Below are 18,761 nucleotides of genomic sequence, written 5' to 3'. Positions count from 1 at the left end.
CTCACTCCTTTATTAGTGTTATTTTTAAAATACCATCTGAGTAATCTATATTTTTAAGCCTGACAGAGCAGGGTAGATCTAACTGCTTTTTAAAGCTTCCAAAAAACCTTTCTGCTCTTAGGTAATTTGAGCTTTTAAAAATTGTTTTGTGTTTGACCCCCGTAATTGTTATTTTTTTTCCATCGTTGATATTAATACTCAATTTATTTGTATCAAGGTCTGTTATCTCTAACTCTATTGTAAATACACCCTTATGCTCAAAGATATCGCATGGTGGCTCCCATAATGGACCTTTTTCTATTAAAAGGAGCCTTACAATTTCTCTAATGGCTTGACTCATTTATAAATTCTTTTGCTTTTCCTGCGTAGTCGCTATTTGGGTATTTTTTTATTAATTCTTTGAAAAATTCTTTTGCTTGCTGTTTTTTACCTAAATGGTAGTAAACTTTACCCAATAAAAACAACATCTCATCATTGAAATTTACATTTTTGAAGTGTTTATACATGTAATTGAGTCTATTTTTGGCTGCGTTAAATTCATCTAAATCTGCATAAAACTTTGCTACAAATAGCTCGTGTTTGTATAGCTCCTCAACGCTCTTTGTTATGTAGTAGTAAATTTTATCCTTGTATGGATTGTTTGGGTATTTGTCTAAAAGGTCTAAAAATTCTTTGATTGCTTCCCTTACCGGTGTTGCATCACATTTATAACCGTTTCTTGCTTTGTAAAAACTTAAGGCTATGTGGTATTTTGCATAAACTGCTTCTTTGCTGTTTGGGTATAGTTTTATAAACTTTCTATAATAATCTCTGGCTAGTATATATTCACCTTTGGCAAAATAAACGTCACCCAGAGCAATGGTTGCCCTCTTTGCATAGATGCTCCCCGGGTGTTGGGCATTTATCATTGTCAATGCGTGCTCTGCTTCGGAATAGTCGTGGTTTATGTAGTCTTGAATACCCTCGTTGTACCATTCATAAGCAGGCTTTTCTTCTTCTTTTGGTATAATTTTTTTATGAGATGAACATCCTGCTAAAGCTATAGCGCAAATACCCAACAATGCTATGGTTTTTTTCACCTTAAGCTCCCTTTTTAGCCGCAACCTGGGGATATGCCACTTGGGTCATCCTCCCAGTCATCATCCTCCCACGTTTTGTCGGCTATGCTTTTTTTCTCTTCGTTTTCTTTAATCTCTTCTTCTGAAAGTCTGTCTTTGTCTTCCATGCCAAGCCTCTCTAAACCTTATACCTTTTAAAACGGGTTCTTTAAATATGCCATTAACCTTCTCTATTATCTGATTTTCCCATAATGACAATTCTTGAGAAAACACGGAGCTTGGCGTTTTTATCCAGATTATGCCATCCTTGAAGCCGGACATCTCTATATGCGAAGATAAACCTTCACCCATTACTGCCTTTATAGCTTCATAAACATAAGAAGATAAATTTACAATCTTCCACTTATTATCTTTCGCTAACTCTTTCTCTATAATTTCTCCGACGCTTCGTATCATGGCGTACCCGGGGGGATTTGAACCCCCAACCTTAAGATCCGGAGTCTTACGCTCTATCCAGCTTGAGCTACGGGCACCTCATTTTTAACCATCACAACCCAGTCTTTTTCGTTTTTCTTAAGCACGTTGTCAACGGTGGCTTTAGATGCAAAAGCTGCTTTTGCAACAACTGAGATATCCTCATACCTGTTTACATAAACAAGCATGAAGTTTCCTTCCGTCACGGTGTTAAGATTATCCTGTATTTTCTGGGTTATAGTGCCCTCATCCAAACCCCTCAGATCCAACTCCTTATCGATGTTGAAGGTATCACTTTTTCCGTCCATTTTTATATACCCCCAAACACTAATTTTCTTTATTTTGGTTTCTTCTGTATTTCCTGTTGAACTTCTCAACCCTTCCGGTCTCGTCAACGATTCTCTGCTTACCTGTAAAATATGGATGACATTTTGAGCAGACCTGAACGGTTAAGTTTTCCACCGTTGACCTCGTTACTATCTCGTTTCCGCAAGCACATCTGATTGTCGTGATTTTGTACTCAGGATGTATACCCTTTTTCATTCCTTCACACCCCTTCTCAAAAGAATTTCTGCGTTAGGTTAGCATAAAATGCCTGCTTAGGCAAGAATAAAGCTTGGTTTTTTTCCATGTCTCTATATCTTTATGTTAAGTTTTTTGGGTCTAAATATTGGTCTTTTGTCTAACATTTCAATTGAAAGGCTCACATTTTTGGCCAGGATTCGCTTTATATCCTCCAATTTATTTGAAAATATTTCAAATGAGTTTTTGCTTTCAAAAGATAACTTTATTGATATTCTACCCTCTATCTCTAAAGCGTCAATCTGGAAAAAACCAAACCTTTGACTATTTGATGCAACTGTTATCTTAAATGATTTTTTGTTCTGTTTTGTATTGTTTTTTTCATTTTTTATATATAAATGATGCGTTTTTTGATCTTTTATCAGTGGTATTTGCATAAATAGATTATTTGGGTTTTCTATTTTTATCTGTTTTATAACCTCCTTTATTATATGGCTGAGTTTTTCTAAGTCTTTATGTGTCTCGGTTTTGTTTATATTTTGCTCTAGTTTTAATATCACTTCATTTATTTTTCTTTTGTCTATAAGCTTATTTTTTACAAACTCTTGTTCTATATCAGATAAAATTGCTTTAATTTGGATATCATTTGTTAGATTATTTAGTTTTGCTATGTTTGAAATGAGTTTTATGGGTTCGTTTTCTGTTTTTACATCTTTTATGCTGTGTAATATATTTTTTATAAGGTCTTCTTCCTTTAGATCTAAATTTATGGGTGGTAGTGTTGTTTTTATAAACTCTTGAGGTTTTTCTCCATCAAGGATTTTGAGGATAATTGTGGGAGAAAGCTGCTTTACAACAAACTTTGTTTTATTTGTGGGTAGTTGGGTGTTTGAAGTAGCCTCAAATAGCTCACCCTTTATTTTTATGATATAGGTGTTCTCTGATTTTTTTGATACAACCTCTGCATCTATTATTTCACCTACATGGATTAGGTTTTTTATGAGTATTTTAGCTTGCTTTGGTGATAGGTTTATTGAGCTTATCTGCATGGTTTGATGGCCGGACAGAGTTTTTTTAGTTCATCCAAAGAGAATGACCTGAGTTTTTCCCAAAACGGAAAGCTTTTGCATTGGAATGGCCTTTTAGGATAGACCTCACATCTGTAATTATCATCCAAAAACACGCACCGTTTCTCATTTTTTATAACAAGGTCTATGAGTACAACCTTACCAAAAACCTTTCTTGTGTATTTATTTAGGAAGTCTTCTTTTGATATTCCCAAAAATGTGTATAAGTTTTCAATATCTTTATCATTCAGGAATACATATCCATCCCCTATGCAACATTTAGCTTTACAGGTTTTACAAAACGTATCGTCAAAACAGAACTGAAAACCGTCCTTTTTTATCATTTTACCCCTATCTTTGGGCATATGTCGTTTAAAAAACATTCATCACAGTTGGGTTTTTTAGCCTTACATATGTGTCTTCCATGCAGAATCAATCCGGAATAGAACACTATCCAATCCTCTTTCGGTATCTTTTGTTTTATCTCCTCTTCCACGACATCGGCTTTTTTTGAGTCTGATATACCCAATCTGTTTGCCATTCTCAATACATGTGTATCCACACCCACAGCCGGTATTCCAAAGCCAAATGAAAGTATGATATTTGCCGTTTTTCTGCCGATACCAGGCAGCTTTGTTAGCTCCTCTAAACTTTCTGGGACTTTGCAGTTGTGGTATTCGCATAACGCTTTTGCAATAGCTATCAGGTTTTTTGCCTTTGTGTTGTGCATGCTACATGATGAGATTAATTCGTTTAGTTCATCATAATCTGCCTCTTTTAGCGCCTCTGGTGTTGGGAATATTTCAAACAACTTGGGCGTTATTTTGTTTGTTAGCTTATCTGTGCATCTTGCAGACAGCACTAAAGCAACTAGTAGCTCAAACGGAGTTGAAAAGTTGAGTTCTAATTTGGGCTGTGGATAGTGTTTTTTAATCCTCTCCAATATCTGGTTCATTTTTTGAGCTCCTATAGGTTATTTTTATGGAGCAACCTTTGAAGTTGAACAGCTTATACATACTGTTTCTTACATACCTTTTGTAGTTTTCCTCGATATCCTCGGGTCTGTTGGTGAATATTACAAAATGTGGCGGATTTGTATCTACCTGTGTTATATATTTTAATTTTACCTCTTTGCCCTTTTTTGAAAACGGTGCATTTTGCCTTATTATTGTATGTAGTTTTTCGTTGAGTTCATGCGTAGGGATACGCCTTGAACATATCTTCTCAACAGACTCAATCTTTTTAAGGAGTTTACCTATATTTTTTACTTCTATTGCGCTTATTGGCATGAATTCTGCAAACCAAGCAAATGGCAGGTGCTCTTTTAGAAGCTTTTCATACTCTGAAAACGGTGTGTTTTTTACAAGATCCCATTTGTTTAAAGCTATTATTAATCCTTTATTTTTCTCAATAATTTTATCTATGATAAATTTATCGGTTGATGTTAAGCCCTCTTTTGCATCGATTAAAAACACGCATATATCGCTTCTGTCTATAGCAAAGAAAGAGAATATACTTGAGAGCTTATCTATTGCCTTTTTTGTTTTGGCTTTCTTTCTTATTCCTGCTGTATCAATTAATAGGTAGCAGTTTGAGTTATAAATAAATGGTGTGTCTATGCTGTCTGTTGTTGTGCCTATTTTATCACTTACAACGCTTCTGTTTTCTCCTAAAATGGCGTTTATTAGGCTCGATTTTCCTACATTTGATCTTCCTGTTATAGCTATTTTTGCGAGGCAGTCTGCTCTTTTTTCAACTTCATTTATTAAAGATCCGAGTTTTTCTTTTAATGTATTCAAGTTTCTTTTGTGTGCTGCAGAAATCTTCAAAATATCGCCAAATTTGTAATAATCGTATTCAAATTCTTGTTTTTTTATGTCGCTTTTGTTTGCCGTCAAGATATATGGTTTCTTTGATTTTACCACATATTTAAATATTTCCTCATCTTGGATGCTTAGAGGTGTTGTTAGGTCAAATACTACTATAACAGCATCACTTGAGTCTATGGCCAACTTTATCTGTTCGTTTATGTTTTGGGAGAATTCTCCTTCTGTTTCAAAGCCGCCCGTATCTATGAAAAGCACATCTTTATCGTCAATTTTTCCGTATTCAAATATCCTATCCCTTGTTGTTCCGGGCATATCCAAAATTAAGCTTTTATTTTTTTTAACTAAAGCGTTGAATAGAGTTGATTTGCCCACGTTGGGTTTTCCTACAATTGCAACCTTAGCCATAACACCTCCTTTAATAAATAGATTATCAATTTAACTATTATTTGCAAGTTCTTGCCAGCTGCCTTTCCTTTTTATAATATTTCAACGAGGAGGTAAAAATGGATGTAAATAGAGTGTTGTTTGAATTGAGTAGGTTATCCGACTCTATTGAAGGTAATGATACTTTTCATCAAAGAAGGGTTACTATAATTGCACACTCCATCGCTTCTGAGCTCGGGCTTGAAGAGTTTGGCTTAGATTTGCTTGTTAAGGCTGCCCTAATTCACGATATAGCCCTTTTAAATGACACCTCCAAGGTTGAAACCTTTAGACAAATTGTTTATGAAGATTTTAAAAAATTAAATAGACATTCCTTACTAAGCGGAAGGGTTGCACGATTCTTTAATTTACATTTGGATGTTACAACGGCTATAACACTACATCATACGCCGAGCAACTCTAATTCCTCTGTTTTAGGTAGTATCTTGTTTTTGGCAGACAATATAGAGGTCGCCTATAGAAGCCTTACAAACCCATACGCATTTGATGAGTTGTTTGATTTTTTATCTCAGAAAAAGGAACTGTTTGATGGTGAGATGTTAACGGCTTTTGAGAAACTTTCAAAAAGGGATTGTTTCTGGTTTAACTTGCTTGAAGAAAATGTAGATAAAAGTGTTTTGAAGATATTGGATGGACTTAAAGGTCAAAAAGTTGATGATAAATTCAAAACAGCAGTAGCGTATTTTCTGGCTTATATAAGCGATAACATTTCCCCATTTTTTGATGGTTATTCGATTTTAACCAAGAATATAGCTATATCTTTGGGTTATAAGCTTGATCTTGACATAAAAACGCTTCAATTTGCCTCGCTTGTATCGCATGTAGGTAATCTTATTATACCGTTTGATGTATTTTCCTTACCGTCTTTGGATAGTGAAACTTACAATATTATAAAGTCTCATACATATCAAGCTGATTGGATGTTAAGGGGATTGGGTTTTAATGATGAGGCTCAAATTGTTGCAATGCACCATGAGAACTATATAAAAGACGGGTATCCCTGCAGAAAAGAGCCTATGCTTGAGTCTGCTGTAGTTGGTCTTTCTTCTTTTGTTGCAGCTATGATGCAGGATAGACCTTATAGGGAATCTTTAGACGATGAAGAGATTAAAGTTCAAATAAGAGGTTTTAAAAATAAATATCCTGACTATTTGCTTGAGGCTTTAGTTGAGGTAGATTTGAATAGAATTAGAAAGACAAAAGATGAGTACTATGAAGCTGTAAAGAGATTATTTATTTGAGGAAGGGGAGAAAAACATGAGACTTACAATGATAGGAAGCGGCTATGTAGGGCTTGTTACGGGGGCTTGCTTTTCTGAGATGGGAAATAGGGTAATCTGCGTGGATATAGATAGGCAAAAAATAGAGAAACTAAAAAAGGGTATTGTTCCTATATTTGAGCCTGGCCTTGATAAGATCATAAAAAAGAATTTAGAGAAGGGGAATATTGAGTTTACAACCGATATAGCCTACGGCGTGAAAAATAGCGATATTGTCTTTATAGCCGTTGGTACGCCTCAGTCTGAAGATGGAAGTGCAGACCTTAACCATGTTTTAAAAGCCGCAGAAAGCATTGGGCGGTATATGGACCATGAGATGATAGTGGTTGACAAATCGACTGTTCCTGTAGGAACAGCAGATAGGGTTAGATCTGTTATTGAAAAGAAACTTAAAGAGAGATACGGTGAAAACATTCCATTTGAATTTGATGTTGTATCGAATCCTGAATTTTTAAAAGAAGGTGATGCTGTAGCCGATTTCATGAAACCAGACAGGGTTGTTGTGGGCGCCAATAGCGAAAAATCAATGAAAATAATGAAAGAGCTTTATAGGCCGTTTACCTTAAATCATGAGCGTTTCATAGCTATGGATATCAGGAGTGCAGAACTTACAAAATATGCAGCAAACGCCATGTTAGCCACAAAGATATCTTTTATAAATGAAATTTCCCGCATTGCAGAGGCTTTAGGGGCAGATATAAACATGGTAAGAGTAGGCATAGGAAGCGATAGAAGAATCGGTTATCACTTTATATACCCTGGAGTAGGCTATGGAGGCAGTTGTTTTCCAAAGGATGTTAGGGCACTTGAGAAGATGGCCGTTGATGCAGATATAGAACCTGCAATAATAAAGGCTACCCAGAAGGTGAATTTCTCTCAGCGCTACTACTTCTTAAAAAAGATACTAAATAGATTCGGAGATAATCTAAGCTCAATGACTTTCGCTGTATGGGGGCTGGCCTTTAAGCCACAAACAGATGATATGAGAGAGGCGCCTTCAATCACAATAATAAATGAATTAACAAAGTTAGGTGCCACGATAAATGCTTACGACCCAGAGGCTATGGAAAACGCCAAAAACTTTTGGTTGAAAGATAATAAACATGTAAACTACTTCAATAACAAATACGATACACTCAACGGTGCTGAGGCAATGATTCTGATAACCGAATGGAAGGAATTCAGGAGCCCTGATTTTTACGAAATAAAAAAGAGGCTTAAAAACCCAATAATATTTGACGGCAGAAATCAATACAACAAAGAATTTTTGAAGGAGTTTGGTTTTGAATATTATCAGATAGGTGTGAGGGCTTAACCCAGAAGGGCCCTCGCCTGTTTCTTTAGTTGGTTTATCTTTCTTTGATTTAGTCCTAAATTTTCCAAAAACTCATTAGAGATCCTTATGATATCAGTTGCCATTACAAGTTCATGTTTTAGTAATTTTTGTAGACTGTCTTGTTTTATGCTTAATACAGTTATAGGATAAAGTTTCTTTTTTTCTATAAGCTTCTCCAGCCCCCCATCCTCCGGATATCTCCATCCCATTGCTTTGAAGCTATAGCATCTTGAGAATTTAATAGCATCGATTGTGAGTCGGGTGTTTGTTACAAGCCATCCTTCATAACGCTTTTTGTGGTATTTTTTCTTTAATTTGTCTTCTAAATCTTTGAACCTTGAATATACATACATGGCAACCTTTGCATCGGATGCCCTAAAAGCAGAGGAGTGATATTTACATTCAACGCTGACTACCGTATTTTTATTAAAGGCGAGCACATCTATCTCGTGATTTATGCATCTTCCTTCTTCGACGATATCTACTTCCGTTTCAAATCCGTATGCCTGCATGATTTTTGCAAAAAACCTCTCAAATGGATATCCAGAAGGCCCGAGACGCATCATTGCTTTTTTTAAGGAATATTTCATAGATGAAGAAATATTTGTTCTTTTTAAAAGATTTTTAGCTAGTCTATAAATTGTTCTTGTAGGTGTTGGCTTTGTTATCTTTAGCTGAATTATGTTTGTTATTTCTTGAGCTTCTTCAATAGAGGCTCCAGAGCGGATAAGTGAGTTTATCAGTTTATCCGCTCTGAAATCTTCTATCTCACCATTTGATTTAATTACCTTCATTCCAGATGAAACCTATCCTTAAGCCACCCCAATGCTTACCCTCAAAATATATGGGTGTGGAGATGTCGTTCATGACAACACCTGTATCTCTCATGTATGTTTGAAGTAATACAGGATTTGTGTTTCTTGCCGCTGCAAGACCTGTTGGGTCGTTGAATATTCTCATAGAGCGATTACCTACTAAGTCTTTTTCGTAATCCCCTGTTAGAGGTTTATCGTATATTGTATTATGAGCAGGTAGATATCCATTGTTGTCCACTAAAACTACAAATTTAAAGTTTGGATCCATCTGAAGGTATTTATCCTCAATAGGTTGAATGTATTTCTTTGCAAAGTCGGTGAAGCGCGTTTTGTATTTCTGGGGGTTGGTATTTGGTACAGGTATATAGTTTCTATCCCATAAATCGGATGGTGATATAATTCCATTTTCCACTGATTTTTTAAACGTATCTTCTATTTCTTCTTTAGCTGCAAGTAGAATAGAATAAACTTTATCTATGTATGAGCCGGTTTTGAACTGCACCATAAATGTAAACAACTCTTCTGCGGTTTTTGAAATTTTATAGGTATTTTCTTTTATTGATTCGATTCTATTTGCCGATTTTGCAACATCCTCTGCCATTTTTTCTACTCTTTCTGCAATCATATCAACAGCTGAGGATTGTTCTTCTGCTGCAGCTGCAACATCCTCTATCATCTTGCTTGCCTCAGATACACCGTTTGCTATTTCTATAAGAGAATCTGAGGCTGTTCTTATGAGTTCTTTGCCTTCATCCACTTTTTCGATTAGGGTTTGTGTAGCATCGATGGTTTTTTGTGTTTCGCCCTGAGTTTTCATAACTATTTGTCTTATTTGTTCTGTGGAATGTGCCGTTTTATCCGCCAATTTTCTTATCTCATCCGCAACAACAGCAAAACCCCTTCCGGCTTCTCCTGCTCTTGCAGCTTCGATTGCTGCATTGAGTGATAAGAGGGCTGTTTGATCAGTTATCTCATTTATAACCTCAACAATCTTTCCTATCTCTTCCGATGATGAGCCCAAATCCTTCATCATGTCGGCGTTTCTTTGTGCCTCTTTTGCTATGTCTTCAATTTTATCTATTGCTAATTCTGCTTTATCTGCACCTGTTTTTGCCAAATCATTTACTTTTTGCATAAACTCTGATGTGTTTGTTATGTTTCTTGAAACACCGCTGATAGAGTCTTTAATCTCTTCCATTGTTGTTTTAATCTCTTCCATACCTTCAGCTTCCATTTTTACGTTTCCTGATATTTTTTCTGCATTGAAACTTACCTTAGCGGCCTGTGTGGCAACGCTATTGGATGTTGTGAGCGTCTTTTTTAGTGCATTCTGAACATTGGATATAAATGCATTTGCTAAGTTTAGAAACCCGAGTGTCTTGGGGGCTTTTGGAAGTCTATCTGTTAAATCGTAGGTTGTGCATAGCTTTGTATTACAGAAATGGGTTATATTATTCAGTGGTTTTATAAAAGTTTTGTAGTAATACAGCAGGAACCCTACAAAAAAGCCTATGGAAAGGACAACAAAAGAAACAAAGAAGGCACTTTTTGCTGTGAAATATACATTAATGCAAAATAACTAAGAAAGATTAAACTACTGGTGCCTATTACCCCCATTTTAACCTCCCATTTAACGATAAATTTAAATATTTTATATTATTTTACTCAACCGTTGTCAAATATAATCTCATATTTAAAATTTTAATTAGATAGTTGAGTTATAGTTCTTTGGCTTTCTATAAAGGCTTGACTTATTTTTTTATTGTGGTAATAAATATAGCGGCATAGAAAACAATAAGATTTTTGAAAGGAGGCTCAAGTGCACTCTTTAGTTTTTATCAAGCAGGTTCCTGATGCTGCTCAAGTGAGGGTGGATTATGAAACTGGAACGTTAATTAGGGAAGGTGTTCCAGCTATCATCAATCCATTCGACAAACACGCCATAGAGGCAGCAGTAAGGATCAAGAATGAGTTTGGCGGCAAGGTTTCTGTTGTTTGTATGGGCCCGCCTATGGCTGAGGATGCCCTCAAAGAGGCAATGGCTATGGGCGCAGATAATGCTTATCTTTTAAGTGACAGGATTTTTGCTGGTTCTGATACGCTTGCAACAAGCTATGCTTTGTGGGCAGGTGCTCAGAAGATTATACAGGAAGAAGGCCCGGTAGATTTGTTTTGGGCTGGCAAACAGGCAATAGACGGTGATACAGCTCAGACAGGTCCAGGTATTGCAACAAGGTTTAATATCCCTTTGATTACGTATGTTGTTGATATTAAAAAGGTAGACCCAGAGAATAAAACCATTGAGGTTGTAAGGCTCGTTGAGAGTGGTCAAGAAGTTATGGAGGCTCCCATGCCATGCTTCTTGACAGTGGAAGAGGAGTTGAATACTTTAAGCTATGCTCCTTTGCCATACTTAATAAGGGCAGCGAAGACTCCGGTTAAGCTACTCAACTCGAGTAACACTGAAATTGATGCTTCCCAGTGCGGACTTAAGAATTCTCCAACAAAGGTTAAAAAAGCATTTACACCTCCAAAGAGAGAAAGAGGTGAAATGTTAGAGGGCGATTCTTTGGATGCTATTTTAAACACTCTTTATGAAAAAATTACTCCCGTTTTGAAGCAAATGGGAAAAGTACAGTAAGGGTGAGGTTGAGAAAATGATAAAACATGATATTAGTAAATATAAGCATATATGGGTTTTTGTTGAGCATGAGAATGGTGAGGTAGCAAGGGTATCCTTCGAGCTTTTAACAAAGGCCAGAGAGCTTGCAAAGGATTTGGATTGTGAAGTTCATGCATTTACCGTAGGTGATAAAGTTGAACAGTTTAAAGATGAGGTATTTAAATACGGTGCTAAAAAATTCTTCATTATTGAGGATCCAATATTAAAAGACTATATGACAGAACCTTATAGGGATTCTATTGTCTATTTGATAGAGAAATATAAACCAGAAGTAGTTCTAATTGGTGCTACAACATTGGGAAGAGATTTGGCAGGAACAATAGCTACAGTTCTTCAGACAGGACTTACAGCTGATACCACAGCTTTAGATATAGATCCAAAAACCAAGAATCTCTTGATGACAAGGCCTACCTTTGGTGGAAATCTAATGGCTACAATTTTCTGCCCCGACAACAGGCCTCAGATGTCAACATCAAGACCAGGTGTTTATAAGGCAATTGAAGAGCCAGTTAAGGGAGAAGTAATAAAGGAAAAATTTGAATTTGACAAGGCTAAATACACTAAAAAGATTCTTGAAAAGATAATAGAAGAAGGAGAGAAGGTAAACTTAGGATTCTACGATATAATCGTCTCCGGTGGATTTGGTATGGGCTCAAAGGAAAATATGAAGTTTGTTCAAGAGCTAGCTGATGTTCTTGGTGGCACCTGGGCTGCCAGCAGAAAAGCTGTCCAAGCAGGTTGGGCTCCCCAAACAAGACAGGTTGGCCAGACAGGTCAAACCGTCCATCCAAAGATCTACATAGCCTGCGGAATCTCCGGTGCTATACAGCATGTTGCTGGAATGAAATCTTCCGATGTTATAATAGCCATCAATAAAGATCCAGAGGCTCCTATTTTTGAGTTAGCCACATACGGTATCGTTGGTGATGTCTTAGAGGTTCTTCCTAAGATGACGAAAATGTTTAAGGAAAAATTAGGAAAGGCTTAAAAGGAGAGCAAAATGGGAAAAAAAGATTTTGATGTAATTATAGTCGGTGCTGGTCCTGCGGGTTTGGCTGCAGGTTATGTATTGGCAAAGGCTGGCGTTGATACAATAATAATAGAAAGGGGCAAATTCCCTGGTGCTAAGAATGTCATGGGTGGAATCCTTTACAGGAAACCCATGGATGATTTGATACCTGAATTCTACAAAGAGGCTCCTCTTGAGAGGCATATTATAGAACAAAGAATGTGGCTTCTTGATGAGGCTGCTCATTTCGGCTCTGGTATCAGGAATCAGAAATGGAATCAGGAGCCTTATAACTGTTTTAGTGTATTTAGGGCTCACTTTGATAAGTGGTTCTCTAAGCAGGTTGTTGATGCTGGTGCCTTATTAATCAATGAAACGGTTGTTACAGAGCCTATTGTTGAGAATGGCAAGGTAGTCGGTGTTAGGACAGATAGACCTGAGGGTGATCTGTATGCAGATTGTGTAATTGCCGCAGACGGTGTTCAGTCTTTCTTAGCTAAATCTTTGGGTTTGAGAAAGAAAATAACCCCTGAGAAGGTTGCTGTTGCCACAAAGGAGATCATAGGTCTTTCAGAGAAAGAGGTTAATGACAGATTCGGTGTAACAAACCCGGATGAGGGTGTAACAATAGAACTTACTGGCCCATTCTTTGAAGGTATCGAGGCTATGGCCTGGATTTATACAAACAAGACATCTGTATCCATCGGTGTTGGCGCTATCATCAAGGATTTGATTGAACACCGCATGAACCCAAATGATTTACTTGAAAAGGTCAAGGCTCATCCATCAGTATTGCCTTTGATCGAGGGTGGAGAGACAAAAGAGTATCTTGCTCATATGATTCCTGAGGGTGGATATTTTGCCGTTCCGAAACTTTATACAGACGGATTTATGGTGGCTGGTGATGCTGCAATGCTTGTAGATTCTGTTCATAGAGAAGGCTCAAACCTTGCAATAGAGAGTGGTAAGGCAGCAGCTAAGACATATCTTGAGGCAAAAGAAGCAGGTGATTTCTCTGAAAAAATGCTCTCAAGATATCAGGATAAGCTTGAAGAGATGTATGTGTTGAAGGATCTCAAATATTACAGAAACTTGCCAGAGTTGCTTGAGGAGAAGAGATATCTTCTAACTGACTATCCGCAGTTCATCATTGATGCAATGACAGAAATTTACAACGTTGATGGTACTCCAAAACCAGATAAGTTTAGAAAGATTAAAGATGAACTCAAACAGAGGTTTGGTTATATCAACCTTGCTAAAGACTTGTATACTATCTGGAGGAAATTAAGATGAAGAAATTAAGAATTGAAGATAAGCTTTATCTTGTTGGATATAACGTTGATCATGAGTATAGTCACTTAGGTATATCTGATCCTGAGGTTTGCAAGACCTGCGAAAAGAAGCAGTGTACATACGTTTGTCCTGCAAGCGTTTACACCTGGGATGAAGCTGAGCAGAAAATAAACATCAACTACGATGCCTGTGTAGAATGTGGAACATGTATGATATCCTGTGATTATATAACATGGAAGTTTCCAAGGGGTGGATTTGGCGTTGCCTATAAATTTGGATAAGATCTGAAACGTAAAAATGAATCTAAGCCTCCTATTCGAAAGAGTAGGGGGCTTTTTTATTTTACGGAGATTGATATGGTTGTGAAAGTTGTTGTAGGAGAGTTGGAGGAGAACTGCTATCTTGTTTTTGATGAGTCTTCCAAAGAGTGTACGATTATAGACCCAGGGGATGAGCCTGAAAAGATAATAGGCGTAATAGAAAAATATGCGCTTACACCAACGATAATTCTAAATACACACTATCATTTTGACCATGTTGGTGCTAACGCCTTCTTGAAAAAGAGATATAACATAAAGCTTGCGATTCATGAAAACGATTTATCATTGCTTAAAAAAGCCCATATCGATGCTAAGATCTTTTTATTAAAAGATCAAGAACCATCTCCAGAGCCGGATATTTTATTAAAAGATGGGGATATTGTTGATGTTGGTTCGTTGAGTTTTGAAGTTTTGCATACGCCAGGACACACACCCGGTTCTGTTTGTTTTTATGAGAAAAATAAAAAGTGGCTTTTTAGTGGAGATACGCTGTTTTTTGAATCTGTTGGAAGATGGGATTTTCCTTCAGGTAGCAAAAATGATTTATTGGATAGCCTAAAACGACTAATAAAGCTTCCAGACGATGTTTTGGTCTATCCCGGACATGGTGAACCTACAACAATAGAGCATGAAAGAAAGCTTAATCCTTATATAGACTATAAATAAAAAACCCACCCAAGGTTTTCCCTTAGGTGGGTTGGTTTATCGCTTGGAGGAGGCGGGGTCTTAATACATACCAGCGCCACCAGCAGCGCCAGCCATAGCCCTATCTTCCTTCTCCCTCTCTTTTGGATCATCTGTGATGAGTGTTTCTGTTGTTAGCATTAAGCCTGCAACAGAAGATGCGTTCTGAATTGCAGTTCTTTCAACCTTTGTTGGGTCTATTATGCCTTTTTCGAACATGTTAACGAACTCACCATTCCTTGCATCGAATCCGTAGGAGACATCGTTGTTCTCTCTTATCTTGTTAATTATAATGGAACCTTCAAATCCTGCATTGCTTGCTATTACTTTTGCCGGTTCTTCGAGTACCTTCTTAATTATCTTAATTCCGATATCTTGATCGTCATTTTCGCCTTTTATGTCGTTCAATGCTGCTTGGCATCTTAGAAGTGCTGTTCCACCACCAGGTACTATACCCTCTTCAACAGCTGCTTTTGTAGCATTGAGGGCATCTTCAACCCTGGCTTTTTTCTCTTTCATCTCTGTCTCTGTTGCAGCACCTACTTTTATTATGGCAACTCCACCAGCCAATTTTGCCTTTCTCTCTCTTAGCTTCTCTTTGTCGTATTCGCTTGTGGATTGTTCAATCTGGGCGTCGATTTGTTTAATTCTTGCCTCTATATCCTCTTTGGAGCCGAATCCATCAACGATTGTTGTGTTTTCTTTATCAACGATTATCTTCTTAGCTCTTCCAAGAACATCTAAGTCAACATTGTCGAACTTCATGCCAGTCTCTTCGCTTATTACCTGACCACCCGTAAGGATTGCTATATCCCTGAGCATCTCTTTCCTTCTGTCGCCAAAACCAGGGGCTTTAACTGCACAACACTGCAATGTTCCTCTTAATTTGTTGACTACCAATGTTGCCAAAGCCTCACCTTCAACCTCTTCGGCTATTACCAGGAATGGTCTTCCTGTTTTTGCGATTTTCTCTACAAGTGGTAAGAACTCCTGCATTGAGCTTACCTTCTTATCTGTGATTACGATGAATGCATTCTCAAGCTCTGCGATCATCTTGTCGGGGTTTGTTACGAAGTATGGAGACAAATAACCTCTGTCAAACCTCATACCCTCAACAAGCTCTAATGTTGTCTCAGTACCTTTAGCTTCTTCAACGGTTATAACTCCGTTTTTGCCAACCTTATCCATTGCCTCGGCTATTATCTCACCGATCTCTTTGTCATTGTTTGCGGAGATTGTTCCGACTTCCGCGATCTGCTTTTTCTCTGTAACCTCTTTGGAGATTTTCTTTAGTTCCTCAACCACCTTCTCAACAGCCTTATCAATTCCTCTTTTGATCTCTATAGGATTAGCACCAGCTGTTACGTTTCTTAGTCCTTCTCTGTATATAGCCCTTGCCAATACTGTAGCCGTTGTTGTTCCGTCACCTGCTACATCGCTTGTCTTGGATGCAACCTCTTTAACAAGTTGTGCACCCATGTTCTCATATGGGTCTTTAAGCTCGATCTCTCTTGCAACAGTAACACCGTCTTTTGTTATTGTGGGGCTTCCAAATCTTCTGTCTATTACTACATTTCTACCCCTCGGGCCCATTGTAACGGCTACTGCATCGGCGAGCTTATTAACACCTTTCATTATTGCTTCTCTTGCGCTATCACCAAACTCTAAGATTTTTGCTGTCATTTCTTCTCACCTCCCTTCCAATTTTTTAGTCAACGAATTTTGCCAATACTTCGTCTTCTTTGAGAATTACATACTTCTTGTCATCCAGCTTGATTTCATTTCCAGCGTATTTCTCAAATACGATAACATCACCCTTTTTTACAGTCTCAACATCCTCTCCAACCTCAACAACCTTACCCTGCTGTGGCTTCTCTTTTGCTGTGTCAGGAATGATGATTCCACTTTCAGTTTTCTGCTCCAGATCCTCTGGTTCTACCAGGATTCTGTCCATCAGGGGTTTTAATGTTGCCATTTTCCCACCTCCTTTTATTTTTTGTTAGCACTCATCACTCTCGAGTGCTAACAATACTCCTTTTTTTGCTTTTTTCAAGTTGAAATAAAACAAAATAAATGCATTTATATAGAAATAAATAAAAATAAACTGAAATATTCATTGAAATCTAAATCATTATCCAAACTTGATGGTAAGTGGTCCACACATACTTACCACCTCTACTAAATATATACAGGTTCACAAACTTACTCAACCATTCATAAGGGTAGCCTGCTACCCTTATGATATCTTCCAGTAGTAAGGTTGGAAACCTTACTATGTTTTCAGATATCATAGCTTTTGTTGATTTCAGTTTCTCAAAAGGCGTTAGGCCGTTCATGTCTATGCCATAGTGAGGCCTTGCTGTATTCCATGTATCCTGCCATTGTTGAGCTTTGAGCAAGAACTCAGCGTCATTCCTGCACCTTTCTGGATGAATGGAGAAAAATGATTCATCGTCTTTTCTGTGTGAGTTTTCAACTATAGCCTGGAGGTGTTTTGCACCTGGTGGTATGGGTTTTAACTCTACATTCAGTTTTGAAAAGAATTCGTTGTATTCATCCAATTTTCTTCTGCTTGAGGATGCAAATTCAGAACCGTTGTCCAACCTTATGTTTATTTTTCCCCTTACATTGTGCAGCTTTAACCACAGTACGACAAAAAGGATAAAAGCAAATCCAAAGGATGCAGAAAGAGTATGGGAGTAAGCTGTAAATCTCATTCTCGTTTTTACATCTATTGCGTTCCATTCATATTTTGGCAGGTCGTATTTCTCTATGTGTCTATACACGCTCTTTGGTAGAGATGTTTCATACAGTATGTGTTTTGTGTCTATCTGAAGGTGGCTAAAGGGCGTCAGGTGTTCATAATCATAAAGATGCCTTCTGTTTTTGTTTAGAGTCCTTATTTTCTTTTTCCTCACCCTGTTTCTCTTTAAAACCTTCTTTATTGTGTTTTCGCTTATCTCTATGGAGTATTTGTTCTTTAGGTAATAGCTTAGAAGCCTGTATCTGTACCCTGTGCTTTTTGCCTCTTCAACAATGAGTTTTTCAAGAGAACAGTCTATCTTTTTTCTTATGTTCTTTGGTCTTCTTGATAAGTCATTTAGTTCTCCATCCCTTGCCCTTCTCACTGTAGCCCTTGATATGCCAAGTATTCTTGCTGTTTTTGAGACATTGCCGTTGTTTTTCTCTAAAACCTTTCTGACCAAAATTCTTGCACTTGCAGGGTTTGATTTTCTCAAAGTGTGGTATATACTATCCATGATGCAGCCTCCATCCCTTTAGGAGTTTTATGGGTCTTCCTATTATATTCAAATCCAGTGATTTGAATATGCAAAAGAGGATGTGGGCTGCATCAGCCCTTGAGAAAGAGAAAGATTTAACGGGCAGAAAACCTACTTTCAGGTTTTCTGCCCCTACTATCTTTCTTATTCTCTTCACTTCCATGTTGGTGCCTCCACTCTCTTTTCTATCATTCTCATTCTCAGACATAGATATTACCTCTATTTGCTTTAGGTGGTAAGTATGTTTGGACCTATCTGGTATATGTATGAATTAAAAAATTGACTTTAAAAAATCTTTATGGTAAGAATTCTAAGCCATTTTGAGAAAAAGAGAAGGAGGGGTACAAGTGGCGAACCACAAGTCAGCCATTAAAAGGGTAAGGCAGAATAAAAAAAGATATATGAGAAATAAAGCCTATAGAACAAGGCTTAAGAACATCCTTAAAAAGAGTAGAATGCTTATAGAGGCAGAGAGCGATAAAGAGACAGTCGAGGCTCAACTCAAAGAAGCAGAAAAGGTAATAAGAAAAATCTGCTCCAAAGGCATAATACACAAAAACAAAGCCTCAAGGCTAATCTCTAATCTCTATCAAAAAGCTCACAGAAAATTTAAGCAAGCTCAGGCATCATAAAAGTAAAGCAAGCCAAGGGGTAAATCTTCCCTTT

The 18,761-nt window shown here is 37.3% G+C and carries 24 protein-coding genes and 1 tRNA gene; 8 read left to right on the top strand and 17 right to left on the bottom strand.

The window, feature by feature from the left end; all coding sequences use genetic code 11:
• Position 1 precedes the first annotated feature (1 nt).
• From HIPMA_RS06645 to der, 11 genes are all read right to left on the bottom strand, one after another.
• Positions 2 to 340: an Hsp20/alpha crystallin family protein gene (locus tag HIPMA_RS06645; RefSeq protein ID WP_013682277.1), complete on the bottom strand. Its 339-nt coding sequence runs from the start codon at positions 338 to 340 to the stop codon at positions 2 to 4.
• Complete coding sequence (locus HIPMA_RS06640; protein WP_013682276.1) at positions 324 to 1,079, bottom strand: outer membrane protein assembly factor BamD; 756 nt, start codon at positions 1,077 to 1,079, stop codon at positions 324 to 326. The genes HIPMA_RS06645 and HIPMA_RS06640 overlap by 17 nt, the downstream gene beginning before the upstream one ends.
• A gap of 14 nt (positions 1,080 to 1,093) precedes the next feature.
• Complete coding sequence (locus HIPMA_RS09840) at positions 1,094 to 1,225, bottom strand: hypothetical protein (protein ID WP_013682275.1); 132 nt, start codon at positions 1,223 to 1,225, stop codon at positions 1,094 to 1,096.
• A complete protein-coding gene (locus tag HIPMA_RS06635) occupies positions 1,188 to 1,514 on the bottom strand; it encodes a DciA family protein (protein WP_013682274.1) in 327 nt (108 codons plus the stop codon). The genes HIPMA_RS09840 and HIPMA_RS06635 overlap by 38 nt, the downstream gene beginning before the upstream one ends.
• Positions 1,514 to 1,591, bottom strand: a tRNA-Arg gene (locus HIPMA_RS06630). The genes HIPMA_RS06635 and HIPMA_RS06630 overlap by 1 nt, the downstream gene beginning before the upstream one ends.
• Positions 1,568 to 1,840: a hypothetical protein gene (locus HIPMA_RS09430; protein ID WP_083809772.1), complete on the bottom strand. Its 273-nt coding sequence runs from the start codon at positions 1,838 to 1,840 to the stop codon at positions 1,568 to 1,570. The genes HIPMA_RS06630 and HIPMA_RS09430 overlap by 24 nt, the downstream gene beginning before the upstream one ends.
• Positions 1,841 to 1,859: 19 nt before the next feature.
• The gene (gene rpmE, locus HIPMA_RS06625; protein ID WP_013682273.1) at positions 1,860 to 2,075 is read right to left on the bottom strand and encodes a 50S ribosomal protein L31; all 216 of its coding nucleotides are present in this window, start codon (positions 2,073 to 2,075) and stop codon (positions 1,860 to 1,862) included.
• 92 nt (positions 2,076 to 2,167) lie between these two features.
• Complete coding sequence (locus HIPMA_RS06620) at positions 2,168 to 3,103, bottom strand: hypothetical protein (RefSeq protein WP_013682272.1); 936 nt, start codon at positions 3,101 to 3,103, stop codon at positions 2,168 to 2,170.
• The gene (locus tag HIPMA_RS06615; RefSeq protein WP_041324024.1) at positions 3,094 to 3,465 is read right to left on the bottom strand and encodes a YkgJ family cysteine cluster protein; all 372 of its coding nucleotides are present in this window, start codon (positions 3,463 to 3,465) and stop codon (positions 3,094 to 3,096) included. Before HIPMA_RS06615 ends, HIPMA_RS06620 begins: the two co-directional genes overlap by 10 nt.
• Positions 3,462 to 4,076 carry an endonuclease III gene (gene nth, locus HIPMA_RS06610; protein WP_013682270.1) on the bottom strand — a complete coding sequence of 205 codons (615 nt, stop codon included), beginning with the start codon at positions 4,074 to 4,076 and terminating at the stop codon, positions 3,462 to 3,464. The genes HIPMA_RS06615 and nth overlap by 4 nt, the downstream gene beginning before the upstream one ends.
• Positions 4,051 to 5,355 (bottom strand): ribosome biogenesis GTPase Der, encoded by a 1,305-nt coding sequence (der, locus tag HIPMA_RS06605; protein ID WP_013682269.1) that lies wholly within the window; start codon positions 5,353 to 5,355, stop codon positions 4,051 to 4,053. The genes nth and der overlap by 26 nt, the downstream gene beginning before the upstream one ends.
• 98 nt (positions 5,356 to 5,453) lie before the next feature.
• On the opposite strand from der, the gene HIPMA_RS06600 reads away from it, so the two are divergent.
• Together HIPMA_RS06600 and HIPMA_RS06595 are read left to right on the top strand one after the other, a co-directional pair.
• Positions 5,454 to 6,635 (top strand): HD domain-containing protein, encoded by a 1,182-nt coding sequence (locus HIPMA_RS06600; protein WP_013682268.1) that lies wholly within the window; start codon positions 5,454 to 5,456, stop codon positions 6,633 to 6,635.
• Between the two features lie 16 nt (positions 6,636 to 6,651).
• A complete protein-coding gene (locus HIPMA_RS06595; protein WP_013682267.1) occupies positions 6,652 to 7,989 on the top strand; it encodes a UDP-glucose dehydrogenase family protein in 1,338 nt (445 codons plus the stop codon).
• Here the strand turns inward: HIPMA_RS06595 and HIPMA_RS06590 are convergent.
• Together HIPMA_RS06590 and HIPMA_RS06585 are read right to left on the bottom strand one after the other, a co-directional pair.
• Complete coding sequence (locus HIPMA_RS06590) at positions 7,986 to 8,804, bottom strand: ATP-cone domain-containing protein (protein ID WP_013682266.1); 819 nt, start codon at positions 8,802 to 8,804, stop codon at positions 7,986 to 7,988. The two genes, HIPMA_RS06595 and HIPMA_RS06590, sit on opposite strands and share 4 nt — an antisense overlap.
• A complete protein-coding gene (locus tag HIPMA_RS06585) occupies positions 8,791 to 10,059 on the bottom strand; it encodes a methyl-accepting chemotaxis protein (RefSeq protein WP_013682265.1) in 1,269 nt (422 codons plus the stop codon). The genes HIPMA_RS06590 and HIPMA_RS06585 overlap by 14 nt, the downstream gene beginning before the upstream one ends.
• Positions 10,060 to 10,644: 585 nt before the next feature.
• On the opposite strand from HIPMA_RS06585, the gene HIPMA_RS06580 reads away from it, so the two are divergent.
• The 5 genes from HIPMA_RS06580 to HIPMA_RS06560 all read left to right on the top strand — a co-directional run bounded on the left by HIPMA_RS06580 (position 10,645) and on the right by HIPMA_RS06560 (position 14,796).
• Positions 10,645 to 11,466, top strand: coding sequence for an electron transfer flavoprotein subunit beta/FixA family protein (locus HIPMA_RS06580; protein WP_013682264.1), 822 nt, complete (start codon positions 10,645 to 10,647; stop codon positions 11,464 to 11,466).
• Positions 11,467 to 11,482: 16 nt separating this feature from the next.
• Positions 11,483 to 12,496, top strand: coding sequence for an electron transfer flavoprotein subunit alpha/FixB family protein (locus HIPMA_RS06575; protein WP_013682263.1), 1,014 nt, complete (start codon positions 11,483 to 11,485; stop codon positions 12,494 to 12,496).
• A gap of 12 nt (positions 12,497 to 12,508) precedes the next feature.
• On the top strand, positions 12,509 to 13,810 hold the full coding sequence (locus HIPMA_RS06570) for an FAD-dependent oxidoreductase (protein ID WP_013682262.1): 1,302 nt from the start codon (positions 12,509 to 12,511) through the stop codon (positions 13,808 to 13,810).
• Positions 13,807 to 14,091, top strand: a complete 285-nt coding sequence (locus HIPMA_RS06565) for a ferredoxin family protein (protein ID WP_013682261.1) — start codon at positions 13,807 to 13,809, stop codon at positions 14,089 to 14,091. The genes HIPMA_RS06570 and HIPMA_RS06565 overlap by 4 nt, the downstream gene beginning before the upstream one ends.
• Before the next feature lie 75 nt (positions 14,092 to 14,166).
• Positions 14,167 to 14,796, top strand: a complete 630-nt coding sequence (locus tag HIPMA_RS06560) for an MBL fold metallo-hydrolase (RefSeq protein WP_013682260.1) — start codon at positions 14,167 to 14,169, stop codon at positions 14,794 to 14,796.
• A 60-nt stretch (positions 14,797 to 14,856) separates the two neighbouring features.
• On the opposite strand, the gene groL is transcribed toward HIPMA_RS06560, so the two are convergent.
• From groL to HIPMA_RS06540, 4 genes are all read right to left on the bottom strand, one after another.
• Positions 14,857 to 16,497: a chaperonin GroEL gene (gene groL / locus HIPMA_RS06555; RefSeq protein ID WP_013682259.1), complete on the bottom strand. Its 1,641-nt coding sequence runs from the start codon at positions 16,495 to 16,497 to the stop codon at positions 14,857 to 14,859.
• 25 nt (positions 16,498 to 16,522) lie between these two features.
• Positions 16,523 to 16,789, bottom strand: a complete 267-nt coding sequence (locus tag HIPMA_RS06550) for a co-chaperone GroES (RefSeq protein WP_013682258.1) — start codon at positions 16,787 to 16,789, stop codon at positions 16,523 to 16,525.
• A gap of 148 nt (positions 16,790 to 16,937) precedes the next feature.
• Positions 16,938 to 18,074, bottom strand: coding sequence for an IS481 family transposase (locus HIPMA_RS06545; protein ID WP_013682257.1), 1,137 nt, complete (start codon positions 18,072 to 18,074; stop codon positions 16,938 to 16,940).
• Entirely contained in the window at positions 18,067 to 18,303 is a 237-nt protein-coding gene (locus tag HIPMA_RS06540; protein WP_013681235.1) for a hypothetical protein, read from the bottom strand. Before HIPMA_RS06540 ends, HIPMA_RS06545 begins: the two co-directional genes overlap by 8 nt.
• A 139-nt stretch (positions 18,304 to 18,442) precedes the next feature.
• Between HIPMA_RS06540 and rpsT the strand changes: the two genes are divergently transcribed.
• Positions 18,443 to 18,727, top strand: a complete 285-nt coding sequence (gene rpsT, locus HIPMA_RS06535; protein WP_013682256.1) for a 30S ribosomal protein S20 — start codon at positions 18,443 to 18,445, stop codon at positions 18,725 to 18,727.
• Positions 18,728 to 18,761: the final 34 nt, after the last annotated feature.

Source organism: Hippea maritima DSM 10411, assembly GCF_000194135.1.
Classification (GTDB): Bacteria; Campylobacterota_A; Desulfurellia; order Desulfurellales; family Hippeaceae; genus Hippea; species Hippea maritima.
The sequence above is the reverse complement of the archived record's forward strand: the minus strand, read 5'-3'. Positions and strand labels throughout refer to the sequence as shown.